Consider the following 15,023-nt stretch of genomic DNA (forward strand, 5'->3'; position numbering starts at 1 on the left):
GGCGGATCGTCGCGTGAGCGGGTCGCCCCACGGGCGGATCGTCGCGTGAGCGGGTCGCCCCACGAGCGGATCGTTGCGTGAGCGGATCGTCGCGTGAGCGGATCGCCCCACGAGGGGATCGTCGCGTGAGCGGATCGTCGCGTGAGCGGATCGCCCCACGAGCGGATCGTCGCGCGAGCGGATCGCCCCACGAGCGGATCGTCGCGCGAGCGGTGACGATCTTCGCGGCCGAGCCGTCCAGGTTGCGGGTCAGCCAGCGCGGCGGTTCCAGATTGCCCACCAGGCAGCGAGGCGCCACCACCACCGGCCGGCCCGCTGCCGAGGCCGGCTGGAAGCGCGACCGCAGCCGATCCAGATTGCGCCCAGTCAGCGGCGCAGCCGCGAGAACACTGCTAAAAGGCCATATCGGGCTTAACCGTCGCAGAACCGTTTTGCACTGTGTGGGTTGCGTTCCACCGAGCGCTCGCTGTGCCCGCACCTCGATCGGCGACCTCGGAATCACGACCTCGGAATCACGACCTCGGAATCACGACCTCGGAATCATCTGTCTAACTGACGCTTGCCGTAGCGAGCTTGATGCCGAAGCCGACGAACAGCGCGCCCACCCCCGTAGCCGCGCCCGCCGCCAGGCGGCGCCGGCGCCGGAACTGACTCGCCAGGAACCGGCCACCGAAGATCAGCGACGTCAGGTAGATGCCGCTGAACAGCTGGACCACCGCCCCGAGCACCAGGAAAGACAGGGCCGGATGCCCATACCCCGGCTCGACGAACTGGATGAAGAACGACACGAAGAACAGGATCGCCTTGGGATTCAACAGGCTGATCACGGTCGCCCGCCGGAACGGATGGCTGACCTCCCCGAGAACGTCCCCGCCGGCCCGAACCTCCGGCCCGGCCGCAGTAGCCGGCACCTCACCTCGGGCTCGCCACTTCCGCACGGCTCCGCGGATGATGCCTAAACCGACCCAGAACAGGTAGGCCGCCCCGGCGTACTTGATCACCAGGAAGACCGGCGGGTACGTCCGCAACAGCGACGCGACCCCGGCCGCCGACAGCGTCATCAACACCGTGTCGCCAAGGAAGACCCCGGCCGCCGCCTTGTATCCGGCCCGCACCCCGAACCGGGCCCCCACCGACAGCACGAAAATCGAGTTCGGCCCCGGCAACAGGATGATCGCGGCAGTGCCGATGACGTACGTCCAGAAATTCGTAACCCCGACCATGCATCCTCCCCGGACCCATCACCATCACATGAGCCTCAGCCATGCCGGACTGAGGCGTCGTCACATGCGTCCTCGGCCGTGCCGACCGGACCGGCGTGAGGCGCCCCCGTCACCTGCGTCCTCAGTCGCGCCGGCCAGACCGGCCAACGGTGTCAAACGCGCCCCCCACCGAGACGCGCCTAAGCCGTTGTCATCGCTGTCGAATCTCCGCTGGCCAGCCGTGCCCGGAGGCGCTCGCCCGCCGCCGGCCATTCGGTCACGGTCATGCCGAAGACTACGGTGTCGCGCCACGAGCCGTCCGAGCGCAATCGGTGCCGCCGCAGGACCCCCTCCCGCACCGCGCCAAGCCGCGCGATGGCCTTCTGTGACCTGTCGTTGCGAATGTCCGTGAACCAGAACACTCGCTCCGCGCCGAGCGTCTCGAACGCGTGCTCCAGAAGCAACAGCTTCGCCTCGGTATTGACGCCCGTCCGCCACCACGGCTTCCCGATCATGGTGTGCCCGATGGCGAGCGCGCGCCGCTGCGCATCGATCTCGTGATAGCTCGTCATGCCCATCACCCGGCCCGTCCCCGGCTCGACCTGGGCCCACGGCAGCTGATGCCCCTCCCAGCGGGCCCGTTGGAGGCCGGCGATCATCGCGGTCATCTCGTCCGTCGTCGTCGGCTGGCGCGACGGAATGTGCCGCCAGACCTCCTCGTCGGCGAGCGCCTTGAGCAACCCCTCGGCGTGCCCCGCGCTGAGCGGCTCGAGCCGGACGTGGCGGCCCTCGAACACCACCGGTTTAGCCCACGGCAGCTCCGCCCCGGGCAGATAGTCGGGCACCGCCGCCCGCACGCCGACGTCACCCTGCGGCGCACCGAACACTCGCCGCACCGGCAAGACCCCGGCCCAGTGCGGCCACCCAAGATCGTCGGGCTCGTCGGCGACGCCGTGGGTGCGCGCGCGGACCGACACCTCCTCCAGCGGAAGCGCGAGCACGCTCGTCTGCGCGAGCTCCTGTTTGTCCGGCGGCCGGGTGTCCGCGGCGCGACCGGCACCCACCTTGTTCACCACCGCCGTCAGCACCTCGAGCTTCTCTGCCGGGTCGGTGACCAGCCGCGCCGAACCATGGGCGATGACGGACCGATAGTTCGCACTGTGTGCAGCCTGCGCACGCGCGTACACAAAAGCATCGAGGAGGGTGACGCTCACGCAGACCTGGACCGAATCGTCGCGGGCCGTCAGGCCGAGGCGGCCGCCGGACGAGCCGTGCAGATAGAGAGTGTCGCCGACGCGAACGTGCAGCGTAGGAAGCACGCGTGGCGCACCGTCCACAACGAAGGCCACGGAACAGTCGTACGCCTCGTCGAGGATGGCGTGTGCCGCCTCGCGGTCGTAGTGCATCCGCTCACGACGGCGGGTGGCGGTGGTGCGGTCCGTCTGGGGATACATCGGCCCTCCCTGCTTGCAATTATCTCTGTACTAGTACAGACTCTGCCTTGTGTCAGCACAGTATCAGGTCAGCGGCGACAGCGCCGCATCGATTTCGGCCAGCATCGAGGCGGGCGTCCGGCGCGGTGACTGGGTGTTCGGGGCTGCTTTGCCCTCGGTCCGCGTCCTCGCCGACCAGCTGCATGTCAGCCCGGCCACGGTCGCCAAGGCCTATCAGGAGCTGCGGCAACGCGGCGTGATCGAGACGGAGGGCCGACGCGGCACGCGGGTCAGATCGCGCCCGCCGATCGCCGGCCCGCGGTCCGCGCTGCGTCTGCCGGTCCCGGTCGGGGCGCGCGATCTCACCTCCGGCGAGCCTGACCAACGCCTGCTGCCCCCCATCGGTCCGGCGCTGCGTTCGGTCGCCGAGGCGATCGGCCCGCCCCGGGGCTATGCCGCGGCCGTCGCCATGCCCGAGCTGATCGAGGCCGCACGCCCGCGTCTGGAGGCCGACGGCGTCCCGGTGGCCGATGCCGCGATCACCGCCACCTCGGGCACCCTCGACGCGATCGAGCGGTTGCTCACCGCCCATCTGAGGCCGGGTGACCCGGTCGCCGTGGAGGATCCGGGCTGGTCCAATCTGTTCGATCTGCTCGCCGCGCTCGGGATGCGCCCGATCCCGTTCGAGGTCGACCAGGACGGCCCCGATCCGGTCACATTCGCCGCGGCTTTACGGGCCGGCGCGAGAGCCGCAGTCGTCACCGTGCGTGCGCAAAATCCGACCGGAGCCGCCATCAGCCCGGACCGCGCCGCCGTGCTGCGTGACGTGCTCGCCTCCCACCCGGGGGTGCTGCTGATCGAGGATGATCACGCTGCCGAGCTCTCCACCGTCCCGCCGCACTGTGTCGGCCCGGTGACCTCGTCCTGGGCGTTCATCCGCTCGGCCTCGAAACCGTTCGGCCCCGACCTGCGGATCGCCGTGGTGGCGGGGGATGAGACCACCATCGCCCGGGTGGTCGGCCGCATGCGTATCGGCTCCGGCTGGGTGTCGACGGTCCTGCAGAGCCTGCTCCTCCGGCTCTGGCGCGACGACGAGGTCACCGCCACCGTCGCCGCCGCCGCCGAGGCCTACGGGCGGCGACGACGAGCCTTGTGCGACGCTCTCCTGGCGCGCGGCATCACGGCCGAGGCGGCCACCGGCATCAACGTGTGGGTCCGCGTCGCCGACGAGACTCGCGCGGTCGGGCTCCTCCGCGATGCCGGTTACGCGGTCGCCCCCGGTTCGCTCTTCCGCATCGGCACCCCGCCGGGCATCCGCATCACGATCAGCTCCCTCGACGAGGCCGCCGTCCCAGCTCTGGCCGACGTCGTCGTCGCCGCGGTGATCCCGATCGACGCCGGGGTCCCGTCGCGATGAAAACCTTGCTCTTGCTCGTACGCGTGTGGCTCGCGGCCGTGGCCACCAGGCTGCCGTCCGTGCGCCGTTCCTCCGGAGGTGTCCCGCCGTGCGTGCCACCCCGAACTTCGGGTAGAACGTGTCCATGCCAGGGACCGAGGCGCCGGTCGGCGCGCAGCAGTGGGTGCCGCCGCACCCGAGCAGTATCGACGAGCTCAAGGCCGCAGCGGCCGGCTGTGAGGGCTGCGAGCTGTACGCGGATGCGACGCAAACCGTGTTCGGGCGCGGCGCCCCGCACGCGAAGATCGTTTTCGTCGGCGAGCAGCCCGGCGACGTCGAGGACCAGAAGGGCCTTCCGTTCGTCGGACCGGCCGGCCGGCTGCTGCGCGAGGCGGTCGACGACGCCGGCATCGACCCCACCGACGTCTACATCACCAATGCCGTCAAGCACTTCCGGTTCGAGCTGCGCGGTAAGCGGCGCATCCATCAGAACCCGGGCCCGGCCCATATCACCGCGTGCCGGCCCTGGCTGGTCGCCGAGTTCTCGCTGCTCAAGCCCGAGCTCGTGGTGATCCTCGGAGCGACGGCGGGCAAGGCGCTGCTAGGCCCCTCATTCCGGGTGACCCAGCAGCGCGGCAAGCTGATGCCGTGGCCCGCGTCGGCCCAGCACCCGGACGATTTTCCGGTCGCGCAGATCCAGGCGCTGGCCACGTTCCACCCGTCGGCCGTGCTCCGCGCCGACGACCGCGAGACGGCGTACCGAAGCTTGGTCGACGATCTGAAGATCGCCGCGTCCGCGGTGAGCTGACGCCCACGCCAGCGAAATTCGCTGCCACCCAGGTGGCATGTCGGCAGGCTTGCGGAGGGCACCTGGCGTCCGGTCGTACCGCGGCGAGTCGACCGCGACGCGTTTAGTCGTCACCTCGGCAGTGCGCGTGCCACTCCAAACCTCGGGTAGAACGTCTGCATGCCAGGGTCCGATACGCCGGTCGGCGCACAGCGGTGGGTGCCGCACCACCCGCGCAGTCTCGACGAGCTCAAGGTCGCCGCGGCCGGCTGTGAGGGCTGCGAACTGTATGCGAACGCCACACAGACGGTTTTCGGGCGCGGCGCCCCGCACGCAAGGATCGTTTTCGTCGGCGAGCAGCCGGGTGACAACGAGGATCGGAAGGGTGTGCCCTTCGTGGGGCCGGCGGGCCGTGTGCTGCGCGAGGCATCCGACGACGCGGGCATCGACCCGGCCGACGTCTACATCACCAGCGCGGTCAAACACTTTCGGTTCGAGCTGCGCGGGAAGCGGCGCATCCATCAGAACCCGGGCCCGGCCCATATCACCGCGTGCCGGCCGTGGCTGGTCGCCGAGTTCGCGCTGCTCAAGCCCGAGCTCGTGGTGATCCTCGGGGCCACCGCGGGCAAGGCGCTGCTCGGCCCTTCGTTCCGGGTGACTCAGCAGCGCGGCAAGCTGATGCCGTGGCCCGCATCGGCCCAGCATCCCGAGGATTTCCCGGTCGGGCAGATTCAGGCGCTGGCCACCTTCCACCCGTCGGTCGTGCTGCGCGCCGACGACCGCGAGACGATATACCGCAGCCTTGTCGACGACTTGAAGATCGCCGCCGCGGCGGTGAGCTGACGACCGGGCAACAGCGGCGGGCGACGAATGCCACCGTCGGAAACCGGGCCCGACGTCGACGTCCGTCAGCGCCGATACGTGGCGATGTCGTTCGGCTGCGCCCTGAGTAGGCTCGTGGGGTGCGGTTGACAGATTTCTGGGAGCGGCTTGAGCAGGCGTTCGGGGCTCCGTATGCGCGCAGTCTCGCGGCCGACTATTCGTTCGCGGACCTGGGCGACCTGACGATCAACCAAGCGATTACCAAGGGTGTCGAGACGGCTACGATCTGGCGAGCAGTCGTGGACGAGTACCCCGATCGAGTGCCTTCGCGCCTGCATTAACGCATTTTTCGTACGCTTGTTCTGGCGTGTCACTCGATCGTCGTACACGTGTTCGGCTATTGTCCACAACGGCTTGGTCATCCACAGCCGAAGGCAGGGCGGCGGATTTTTGTCATACCCACCCCCTACCTTGGTGCCCGTGGTGAACAAGAGCTCATCGGCGAAGACGCCCGCGAAGTCGAGTACAGGGGTGGCGGACATGGTGGCAGGACCTGACCGGGACAAGGCGCTCGATCTGGCGCTCGCGCAGATCGACAAGCAGTTCGGCAAGGGCTCGGTGATGCGCCTGGGGGAGCGGCCGGTCATCCAGACCGCCGTCATCCCGACCGGCTCCATCGCGCTGGATGTGGCACTCGGCGTCGGCGGCCTGCCGCGCGGCCGGGTGGTCGAGATCTACGGGCCGGAATCCAGCGGTAAGACGACGGTCGCGCTGCACGCGGTGGCGTCCGCGCAGAAGGCCGGCGGCATCGCGGCGTTCATCGACGCCGAGCACGCGCTCGACCCGGAATATGCCAAGGCGCTCGGCGTCGACACCGACGCCATGCTGGTGTCCCAGCCCGACACCGGGGAGCAGGCGCTGGAGATCGCGGACATGCTGGTCCGCTCCGGCGCGCTCGACATCCTCGTCATCGACTCGGTGGCCGCGCTCGTGCCGCGCGCCGAGATCGAGGGCGAGATGGGTGACAGCCACGTCGGTCTCCAGGCCCGGCTGATGAGTCAGGCGCTGCGGAAGATGACCGGCGTGCTGAGCAACACCAGCACGACCGCGATCTTCATCAACCAGCTCCGCGAGAAGATCGGCGTCATGTTCGGCTCGCCCGAGACGACGACCGGTGGCCGCGCGTTGAAGTTCTACGCCTCGGTCCGGCTCGACGTCCGCCGCATCGAGAGCCTGAAGGACGGCACCGACGTGGTCGGCAACCGGACCCGCGTCAAGGTGGTGAAGAACAAGGTCGCCGCGCCGTTCAAGCAGGCCGAGTTCGACATCATGTACGGCAAGGGCATCTCCCGTGAGGGCTCCCTGATCGACGTCGGCGTGGAGCAGAGCATCATCCGCAAGTCCGGCGCTTGGTATACGTATGACGGCGACCAGCTGGGCCAGGGCAAGGAGAAGGCGCGCGAGTTCCTGAAGGAGAACCCGGACGTCGCGGCCGAGATCGAGAAGAAGATCCTCGAGAAGCTCGGCGTGGGCCAGACCACCGGTGACGCCGCCGGCGGCCCGGAGCTGCCGCCGGTCGACTTCTGATCGGGTAAGGCCGCCGGATGGCCGGACGACGCGGCGCACGGTCCGGGCGTGGATGGGATGCCATCCCGCCCCGGCCCGCTCGCCGCACGACCGACGATGAGCACCCGTCCGGTGGGCCTCGCGACGACGATCCGGAACGCGGCAACGTTCCCGCCCGTCGCCGGCGAGGCTCGCCGGGCGGATTCACCACCGATGACGCAAGGCCGCAGCAGCCGGAGCAGAGCGAGGCGGAACGCGCTCGCGAGATCTGCCTCCGGCAGCTGGCCGTGCGGCCACGCACCCGCGTGGAGCTGGCGAAGGCGCTCGCCCGCAAACAGATCTCCGAAGAGGTGATCGCCGAGGTTCTGGACCGCTATGACGAGGTCGGCATCATCGACGACGCGGCGTTCGCGCAGGCGTGGGTGTCGAGCCGCCATCACGGCCGCGGTCTCGCCCGCCGCGCGCTGGCCAACGAGCTGCGCCAGCGCGGCGTCGCCTCCGAGGTGGCGAACGAGGCGCTCGGCACGCTCGACGACGACGCGGAGGCGGCCACCGCGCGTGCCCTGGTCGATCGCAAGCTGCGATCCACCACGGGTGCGCCCGATGCGGTGTTCCGCCGCCTGGTGGGCATGCTGGCCCGCAAGGGCTACCCTCCCGGCGTCGCCATCCGGGCGGTCAAGGACGCGCTGGCCGCCCGAGACGCCGAGGCGGCAGAGTTCGCCGACCAGATCGACGCCGACGCGATGGCAGACGAGGCCACCGACACGTCCCTCTGAGGTCCAGAGGGCGGCGCGCAATGAGGCCTGGCGGTGGGGCGCACTGAGGTCCAGCGCGGTGCCAGCTGAGGCCCAGCGCGCGGTGCGCGCTGAAGGCCCAACACGCGGTGCGCGCTGAAGGCCCAACACGCGGCGCGCTACGAGGTCACAGCGGCGTCAATTGGCATTCCGGTGAATAGCGCCCAGCGTGCCGCCGTGGACCACAGCGCGATGACACCGCCGAGCCTTCCACTATGCGATCATTTCGCCGTCCGCGATCTTTGCAAGTGGCTCTCAACCGCCCGGATCGAGCCACCTTCAGTTGCGCTTCACGTCCGCCACCGCAAGGCCAAAAGCGCTGCGCACGATGGAGACCAAACCCAGGGGGAGCCACGAAGACGCAGCCTGCAGCCCATACCCCAAGCAATCCGATTAACCCCGACACCGTCATCCCGTGCCGCTCAAATCCGAAATTCCAAGCAGCCGCATTGTCGTGAATGGATGATCATCGACAAGCGAACCAGCTCGAACATATTGGCGTTGGCAACTGGCTGATAATCTGCAGCGTCGTGACCGAAGACTCGCAGAATCGAGTGCGTAGCTACGGTCCCTTCCCGGAGGGCGCCGAGCCGATCCCCACACAAGACAGCGACGACCTCAGCCCCGGATGGTGGGACGTCGATGCCGACCCCCACCCCGACGAGTCCCAGGTCGCCACCCCACCGCGCGACCAGGCCCCGCCACCCACCGGAATCTACGAGTCCCAGACGACCCCGTGGACTCCGATAACGCCGCCCATCTCAACCCCACCACCAAGCCACGGCCCGCTCCACAACGACCCCGGCCCCCACAACGACTCCGCCCCACCACCCCGGCGAGGCCAAATACGAGCCCTGACAACAGGCCTACTAACCGGCCTCCTGATCTTCGGAACCGCCGGCTATCTGACCGGCCGCAACACGACCCCACCACCACCATCACCACCGAAACCCACCACGTCACTAGGCGTCTTCGAGCAAAACCAGGTCGCCACCAACACCAAGGACTTCCAAGGCACCGCCCTCACTCCGTTCGCCCAGGGCTGGCTCCCCTACGTAGCCACCTGCAACCGCAGCGACACCCCAGGCGGCCCGGCGAAGAAACCCGGCGAGAAGGCCCGCGTCCGCTGCACCCTCGACGGCATGAGCGCGATCTTCGTCCAGTACAACTCGACCGCCGACCGGAACAAGGCGCGCGCCACGATAGAGACACAGGCCGCCGACGCCCGCACCCTGACTCCCGGTGCAAACGCCCCAACCGCCGCAAAACAGACAACCGGCAATTACGTTGAGTACGCATACCGGATCACCGAGCGTGGCATCACCCGCACGGTCAGCGCCATCTGCTGGGACGACGCCAAGACCCCCGCAGCCGGCTATCTCCTGGCCTACTGGAAGGAAGGCGTGGGGCAGAGCTGGGAGCCGATGCGCGATCTCTGGTCCCGGTACGCCTGAAATGCCCGGCAGGATCGTGAGCTGCGCGTAAGCGGGTCTGTGCCCTACGTCCTATCCGCTGCCGAATCATGGATCCTTGACCGAAGTGGCACTCGCGACCTAGCCTCGCGTTACACAAGGTTTGTTCGACCATCGCATGCAACACGCACAACATAGATCGCATTACATTACGGCATCACTTGCTCGCACCCGGCAGTCCGCGCGACGGGCGTGGACCGACGTGTGCACCGGCGGGAAACCCGGCGGGAGTCCGGCGGGAAACCTGGCGGGAATCCGGCGGGGCAACCGGCGAGCAGACCCGGCGGGACATAACGAACACGAGCGCGAGACCGCAGCGCACACAGCGGTCGGACCCGGCGCAGGCGGATGCGTCGCGGCCCGATGGCACGCGGTCATTTCTGCCTTGGTCGGGCATCCCGCTGACAGGCCCCTAGCGAGGGCCGGCGAAGGGAGACGCGGCGAGATGACCGCCCCGGAATGGGTGCTCGTGGTGGCGATCGCCCTCGTCGGAGCCTTGGTGGTGTCCGGCATGGCGCTGGGTTCCCGAGCGTTGCACCAGCTCAAACTCGAGCGCGCGGACGCCGAGGACCGTCAGGGCCGGGCCGCCTCAGCAGCCCGCGAAGCGGCCCGGGAAAACGTGGCCGACGCCCACGCCCAGGCCGCCTCGGTACGCGCCGAGGCCGCGGCCGCCAAGGCCGAAGCCACCGCCGCCCGCGCCGAGGCACGCCGCGTCCTGGAGGCCGCGCACAGCGAGGCCGAGACCATCCTGGAGCGTTCGCACCGCCAGGCCGAAACCGACGCCGAAGAGGTCCGCAGCGCCGCCCGCCGCTCCGGGGAACGCGAGGTCGCCCTGCTCAACGCGACCGCCAAGGAGCAGTCCGCCGAGGTCGAACGCCGCGCCGGCCGCATCGACGAGCGCGAGCGCCTGCACGCCGACGAGGTGGAACGACTGGTCGAGCGGGAACGCCGCGTCGCCACCATGGAAGCGGACGTGACCGTTCGCGAGGCCGCGCTGACCACCCGCGAGGCCGCCCTGGCCGGCGCCGAGGACGACAAGCGCCGCGAGCTGGAACGCATCGCCGGCCTGACCGTCGAGGCCGCCCGCGCCGAACTGGTCGAGAGCATGGAGTCGCAGGCCAAGCGGGAGGCCGCACTGCTCATCCGGGACGTCGAGGCCGAGGCGAAGACGACCGCCGACGACCGCGCCCGCCGCATCGTGGTCGACGCGATCCAGCGCATCGCCAGCGAGCAGACCGCGGAGAGCGTGGTCAGCGTCCTGCACCTGCCCAGCGACGAGATGAAGGGCCGGATCATCGGCCGCGAGGGCCGCAACATCCGGGCGTTCGAGTCGGTCACCGGCGTCAATCTGATCATCGACGACACCCCCGAGGCCGTCCTTCTGTCCTGCTTCGATCCGGTACGCCGTGAGGTCGGCCGCCTGACGCTGGAGAAACTGGTCCTCGACGGCCGTATCCATCCGCACCGCATCGAGGAAGTCTTCGAGAGCGCCAAGAACGAGGTCGATCGTCTCTGTGACCGGGCCGCCGAGGAGGCGCTGGTCGACGTGGGGATCACCGACATCCACCCGGAGCTCGCGAAGCTTCTCGGACGGTTGCGATACCGCACAAGTTACGGCCAGAACGTGCTCAAGCACCTGGCCGAGACCGCCCACATCGCCGGGATCATGGCCGCCGAACTGGGTCTGGACGTCTCGACGATGAAGCGTGCCGCCTTCCTGCACGACATCGGCAAGGCGCTCACCCACGAGGTCGAGGGCAGTCACGCGCTGATCGGCGCCGACCTGGCCCGCAAGTACGGCGAGGCCGAGGACATCGTGCACGCGATCGAGGCGCACCACAACGAGGTGCAGCCGCAGACGATCGAGGCGGTGCTGACCCAGGCCGCGGACGCCTGCTCGGGCGGCCGGCCGGGAGCGCGGCGGGAGAGCCTCGAGGTGTACGTGAAGCGGCTGGAGCGGATCGAGGAGATCGCCGGCGGCAAGGTGGGCGTCGAGAAGGTCTTCGCCATGCAGGCCGGCCGCGAGATCCGGGTGATGGTCCGCCCCGAGGACGTCGACGACATCGGCGCGTCGGTCCTGGCCCGCGACGTGGCCAAGCAGATCGAGGAAGAGCTCACCTACCCGGGCCAGATCCGCGTGACGGTGGTGCGCGAGTCCCGCGTCACCGAACTGGCCCGGTAATCAGAGCACCTCGGCCGGAGCGGGCGTCGGCATGGACCCGCCAGTAGAACGCGGCGCCCGCCCACTACGCCGGGTCCGCCGCGACAGCCAGCCCGCGAACGCGGTCAGCAACGAGTTGATGATGATGTAGATGATCGCCGCCACGATCGCGGCCTGAACCACGTTGCCGAAGTTCGCGGCCACGTTGTTCACACCCATCTGCAGCAGTTCGTTGTACGAGATGATGTAGCCCAGCGCGGTGTCCTTCACCAGCACCACGAGCTGGCTCACGATCACCGGCAGCATCGCGCGCGCCGCCTGCGGGATCAAAATGTTCGCCATCACCTGGCCCTTGCGCATCCCCACGGCGTACGCGGCCTCGCTCTGTCCGTTCGGCACCGCCAGGACGCCGGCGCGGAAGGCCTCGGCCAGCACCGACCCGTTGTAAAGGGTGAGACCGATGACGACCGACCAGAAGATGGACATCGGTTGCTGGGTCAGGAACGGCACCCCGAAGAAGATGAAGAACATCAACAGCAGCAGCGGTACGGCTCGGAAGAACTCGACGACCACACCGGCGGGCACCCGCACCCACCAGTGATCGGAGAGCCGCCCGACCGAGAAGACGATGCCGAACGCCAGCGACAGCACCGCCGCGACGGCCGCCGCCTCCAGCGTGTGCCGCAGTCCGGGCAGGATGTAGTCGGTCCACGTGCTGCCCTGGGTGAACGGCTTCCACAGCGCCGCCGCCCACTGACCCTTGTCGTCGAACTTCGTGTAGACCCAGTACAGCAGCGCGAGAACCACGACGCCGAAGACGACGGTCAGGATCCGGTTGCGGGCCCGGGCCCGCGGTCCGGGATGGTCGTACAGAACCGCGTCGGTGCTCATCGCTTAACCGCCAAACGCCGGGCCAGCCAGCCGAAGCCGTAGCCGGTGGGGATCAGGACGATCGCGAACGTGCCGGCGAACGCCAGGAAGATCGAGATGACTTGGTCGCCGTTCGCGTTGATCAGGTCCTTCATCGCGTTCGAGGACTCGGCGAGGCCGATCGTGCCGACGATCGTCGAGTTCTTCGCGAGCGCGATGAAGATGCTGCCCAGCGGCGCGATCACCGCGCGCCCGGCCTGCGGCAGGATGATCATCGTCAGGGTCTGGAAGAACGACATGCCGATCGCGCGGGCCGCCTCCGCCTGCCCGGCCGGCACCGTGTTGATGCCGGAGCGGATGGCCTCGCAGACGAACGCCGCCGTGTAGACCGACAGGCCGATCACGCCGAGCCAGTAGTTGTTCCGGTCGATGTCGTCGGACGCCGAGAAGCCGAGCGTCGAGAACAGGCCGAAGTAGCAGAAGAAGATGATCAGGGTGAGCGGGGTGTTCCGGAAGATGTTCACCCAGGCCGCCCCGAACCAGCGCAGCACCGGGACCGGGGACACGCGCATCGCCGCGAGCACGACGCCGAGAACCAGCGCGCCGACCGTGCCGGCGATCGTGAGCTTCAGGATCCAGAGGAACCCGGTCACGTACACGTCGACGTTCGCGGGATCGGAGAAGACGTCCATCGCACCTTCAAACAGAGAAAGCCGGCGGGGCCGGAGGCCGGCCCCGCCGGATCAAAACCGGGCGATCAGGAGCAGTTGGTCAGCTGAGCGACGTCCAGCTCGGGCGCGGCCGTACCGCTCTTGCCGAGCGTGTCGTCCCACGCCTTCTTGTACGACCCGTCGGTCGCGGCCGTCTTGAGGATCTCGTTGATCTTGTTGCAGCCCGCGGAGTCGTCCTTCTTGACGCCGATGCCGTACGGCTCCTTGCTGAACGGCTTGCCGACGACCTTGAACTTGCCCGCGTACTGATCCTGCGCCGCGTACCCGGCGAGGATGATGTCGTCGGTGGTCACCGCGTCCACCTGGCCGCCGGCCAGCGCCGTCACGCACTTCGAGTACGTGTCGAACTGCTGCAGCTTGGCATCCTTGTAGTCGGTCTGGATCCGCTTCGCCGGGGTCGATCCGCTCACCGAGCAGACCTTCTTACCGGCCAGCGACTCCGGTCCGGTGATCGTCGAGTTGGTCGGGACGAGCAGGTCCTGACCGGCCACGAAGTAGGGGCCGCCGAAGTTGACGACCTTCTTGCGATCGTCGTTGATCGTGTAGGTGGCGACCACCATGTCGACCTGGCCCTGCTGGATGTACGGCTCGCGGTTCGCGGAGACCGTGGTCTTCCAGGTGATGCCGCTTTCGTCGACGCCGAGACCCTTGGCAATGATCTTGCCGATCTCGATGTCGAAGCCGGTGTACGTGCTGCCGGTCTGCAGACCCAGGCCGGGCTGGTCGGCCTTGACGCCGATGACCAGCTTCTTGTCGTTCTGAGCCTTGCCGACGATTCCGCTGGCGCTGCTCCCGCCGCCGCTGCTGCCGGAGTCGTCGTCGCTGGCACAGGCCGCCATCGAAACCGCCATGGCGAAGGCGCCGAACGTTGCTGCCAATCGGGTGATGCGCATCATTACGCTCCTCGAATTTTTGTACTTTTACCTGGTGAACGTCAGTGCGAAAGAATCTTCGATAAGAAGTCCTTGGCACGGTCGCTCTTCGGGTTGGCGAAGAATTCCGCCGGCGGCGCCTGCTCGACGAGCTGGCCGTCGGCCATGAAGACCACTCGGTTGGCCGCATGACGCGCGAAACCCATCTCATGGGTCACCACGACCATCGTCATGCCGTCCTTCGCTAGCGAGGTCATCACGTCGAGGACCTCGCCGACCATCTCCGGGTCGAGCGCGCTCGTCGGTTCGTCGAACAGCAGCGCTTTGGGCTGCATGGCCAGCGCGCGGGCGATCGCCACCCGCTGCTGCTGGCCGCCGGAGAGCTGCGCGGGGTATTTCTGCGCCTGGTTGGCGATGCCGACCCGCTCGAGCAGCGACATGGCGCGGTCGTGCACCACCGCCGCCTTCTCGCGCCGCACCTTGACCGGTCCGAGCATCACGTTCTGCAGGATCGTCTTGTGGGCGAACAGGTTGAACGACTGGAACACCATGCCCACCTCGCTGCGCAGCCTGGCGAGGGCACGGCCTTCCTCCGGTAGGAACCGCCCGTCGAAGGTGATCGTCCCTGAATTGATCGGTTCGAGCCGGTTGATCGCACGGCACAGCGTCGACTTACCGGACCCGGACGGTCCGATGACGACGACGACCTCACCGCGATCGACCGTGAGATTCACCCCGTCGAGCACATGCAGGGGGCCGAACCACTTATTGACGTTTTCGAGGACGATGAGAGCCTCTTCGGACACTGCTTGACCACCGTCCGTTTCTTCAGATCACCCGGTTGGGCACACTCTATGTGGGCCCTTGTATCGGTTCACACCGAGAATGGTCACGGAGCGGTAACTTAGCCGATGCGA

Annotated in this window: 15 protein-coding genes; 8 read left to right on the forward strand and 7 right to left on the reverse strand. The window is 68.3% G+C overall.

The window, feature by feature from the left end; genetic code table 11:
- The 3 genes from HH310_RS43260 to HH310_RS23275 all read right to left on the reverse strand — a co-directional run.
- The coding region (locus HH310_RS43260; protein WP_211192510.1) for a hypothetical protein at nucleotides 1-280 on the reverse strand (280 nt) is incomplete at its 3' end.
- Nucleotides 281-548: 268 nt separating this feature from the next.
- Entirely contained in the window at nucleotides 549-1,223 is a 675-nt protein-coding gene (gene leuE / locus HH310_RS23270) for a leucine efflux protein LeuE (protein ID WP_169177746.1), read from the reverse strand.
- Between the two features lie 179 nt (nucleotides 1,224-1,402).
- Nucleotides 1,403-2,656, reverse strand: a complete 1,254-nt coding sequence (locus HH310_RS23275) for a bifunctional pyridoxamine 5'-phosphate oxidase family protein/GNAT family N-acetyltransferase (RefSeq protein ID WP_169177747.1) — start codon at nucleotides 2,654-2,656, stop codon at nucleotides 1,403-1,405.
- A 49-nt stretch (nucleotides 2,657-2,705) separates the two neighbouring features.
- Here HH310_RS23275 and HH310_RS23280 point away from each other — a divergent pair, with 49 nt between their 5' ends.
- The 8 genes from HH310_RS23280 to rny all read left to right on the forward strand — a co-directional run bounded on the left by HH310_RS23280 (nucleotide 2,706) and on the right by rny (nucleotide 11,654).
- A complete protein-coding gene (locus tag HH310_RS23280) occupies nucleotides 2,706-4,052 on the forward strand; it encodes an aminotransferase class I/II-fold pyridoxal phosphate-dependent enzyme (protein ID WP_169177748.1) in 1,347 nt (448 codons plus the stop codon).
- Between the two features lie 124 nt (nucleotides 4,053-4,176).
- Complete coding sequence (locus HH310_RS23285) at nucleotides 4,177-4,839, forward strand: UdgX family uracil-DNA binding protein (protein WP_169177749.1); 663 nt, start codon at nucleotides 4,177-4,179, stop codon at nucleotides 4,837-4,839.
- Nucleotides 4,840-4,998: 159 nt separating this feature from the next.
- Nucleotides 4,999-5,661 carry a UdgX family uracil-DNA binding protein gene (locus HH310_RS23290; protein ID WP_169177750.1) on the forward strand — a complete coding sequence of 221 codons (663 nt, stop codon included), beginning with the start codon at nucleotides 4,999-5,001 and terminating at the stop codon, nucleotides 5,659-5,661.
- 119 nt (nucleotides 5,662-5,780) lie between these two features.
- Nucleotides 5,781-5,981: a DUF3046 domain-containing protein gene (locus HH310_RS23295; RefSeq protein WP_169177751.1), complete on the forward strand. Its 201-nt coding sequence runs from the start codon at nucleotides 5,781-5,783 to the stop codon at nucleotides 5,979-5,981.
- Nucleotides 5,982-6,180: 199 nt separating this feature from the next.
- Complete coding sequence (gene recA, locus HH310_RS23300; protein ID WP_169177752.1) at nucleotides 6,181-7,227, forward strand: recombinase RecA; 1,047 nt, start codon at nucleotides 6,181-6,183, stop codon at nucleotides 7,225-7,227.
- Nucleotides 7,228-7,244: 17 nt separating this feature from the next.
- The gene (locus tag HH310_RS23305) at nucleotides 7,245-7,982 is read left to right on the forward strand and encodes a regulatory protein RecX (protein WP_169177753.1); all 738 of its coding nucleotides are present in this window, start codon (nucleotides 7,245-7,247) and stop codon (nucleotides 7,980-7,982) included.
- A 476-nt stretch (nucleotides 7,983-8,458) separates the two neighbouring features.
- On the forward strand, nucleotides 8,459-9,454 hold the full coding sequence (locus HH310_RS23310; RefSeq protein WP_169177754.1) for a hypothetical protein: 996 nt from the start codon (nucleotides 8,459-8,461) through the stop codon (nucleotides 9,452-9,454).
- Nucleotides 9,455-9,917: 463 nt separating this feature from the next.
- The gene (gene rny, locus HH310_RS23315; RefSeq protein ID WP_169177755.1) at nucleotides 9,918-11,654 is read left to right on the forward strand and encodes a ribonuclease Y; all 1,737 of its coding nucleotides are present in this window, start codon (nucleotides 9,918-9,920) and stop codon (nucleotides 11,652-11,654) included.
- On the opposite strand, the gene HH310_RS23320 is transcribed toward rny, so the two are convergent.
- The 4 genes from HH310_RS23320 to HH310_RS23335 form a co-directional block, all read right to left on the reverse strand.
- Entirely contained in the window at nucleotides 11,655-12,524 is an 870-nt protein-coding gene (locus HH310_RS23320) for an amino acid ABC transporter permease (protein WP_169177756.1), read from the reverse strand.
- On the reverse strand, nucleotides 12,521-13,195 hold the full coding sequence (locus tag HH310_RS23325) for an amino acid ABC transporter permease (protein WP_169177757.1): 675 nt from the start codon (nucleotides 13,193-13,195) through the stop codon (nucleotides 12,521-12,523). The genes HH310_RS23320 and HH310_RS23325 overlap by 4 nt, the downstream gene beginning before the upstream one ends.
- A 65-nt stretch (nucleotides 13,196-13,260) precedes the next feature.
- Entirely contained in the window at nucleotides 13,261-14,127 is an 867-nt protein-coding gene (locus tag HH310_RS23330; protein WP_169177880.1) for a glutamate ABC transporter substrate-binding protein, read from the reverse strand.
- Nucleotides 14,128-14,168: 41 nt separating this feature from the next.
- On the reverse strand, nucleotides 14,169-14,912 hold the full coding sequence (locus tag HH310_RS23335) for an amino acid ABC transporter ATP-binding protein (protein WP_169177758.1): 744 nt from the start codon (nucleotides 14,910-14,912) through the stop codon (nucleotides 14,169-14,171).
- Nucleotides 14,913-15,023: the final 111 nt, after the last annotated feature.

This window comes from Actinoplanes sp. TBRC 11911 (assembly GCF_012933445.1).
Taxonomy (GTDB): Bacteria; Actinomycetota; Actinomycetes; order Mycobacteriales; family Micromonosporaceae; genus Actinoplanes.

What these genes read in the sequence shown, in the direction of transcription:
- HH310_RS23285 (WP_169177749.1), top strand. Translation starts at nt 4,177, where the DNA reads ATGCCAGGGACCGAGGCGCCGGTCGGCGCGCAGCAGTGGGTGCCGCCG.
- HH310_RS23290 (WP_169177750.1), top strand. Translation starts at nt 4,999, where the DNA reads ATGCCAGGGTCCGATACGCCGGTCGGCGCACAGCGGTGGGTGCCGCAC.
- recA (WP_169177752.1), top strand. Translation starts at nt 6,181, where the DNA reads ATGGTGGCAGGACCTGACCGGGACAAGGCGCTCGATCTGGCGCTCGCG.
- HH310_RS23275 (WP_169177747.1), bottom strand. Translation starts at nt 2,656, where the DNA reads ATGTATCCCCAGACGGACCGCACCACCGCCACCCGCCGTCGTGAGCGG.
- leuE (WP_169177746.1), bottom strand. Translation starts at nt 1,223, where the DNA reads ATGGTCGGGGTTACGAATTTCTGGACGTACGTCATCGGCACTGCCGCG.
- HH310_RS23325 (WP_169177757.1), bottom strand. Translation starts at nt 13,195, where the DNA reads ATGGACGTCTTCTCCGATCCCGCGAACGTCGACGTGTACGTGACCGGG.
- HH310_RS23330 (WP_169177880.1), bottom strand. Translation starts at nt 14,127, where the DNA reads ATGCGCATCACCCGATTGGCAGCAACGTTCGGCGCCTTCGCCATGGCG.
- rny (WP_169177755.1), top strand. Translation starts at nt 9,918, where the DNA reads ATGACCGCCCCGGAATGGGTGCTCGTGGTGGCGATCGCCCTCGTCGGA.
- HH310_RS23320 (WP_169177756.1), bottom strand. Translation starts at nt 12,524, where the DNA reads ATGAGCACCGACGCGGTTCTGTACGACCATCCCGGACCGCGGGCCCGG.
- HH310_RS23310 (WP_169177754.1), top strand. Translation starts at nt 8,459, where the DNA reads ATGGATGATCATCGACAAGCGAACCAGCTCGAACATATTGGCGTTGGC.
- HH310_RS23305 (WP_169177753.1), top strand. Translation starts at nt 7,245, where the DNA reads ATGGCCGGACGACGCGGCGCACGGTCCGGGCGTGGATGGGATGCCATC.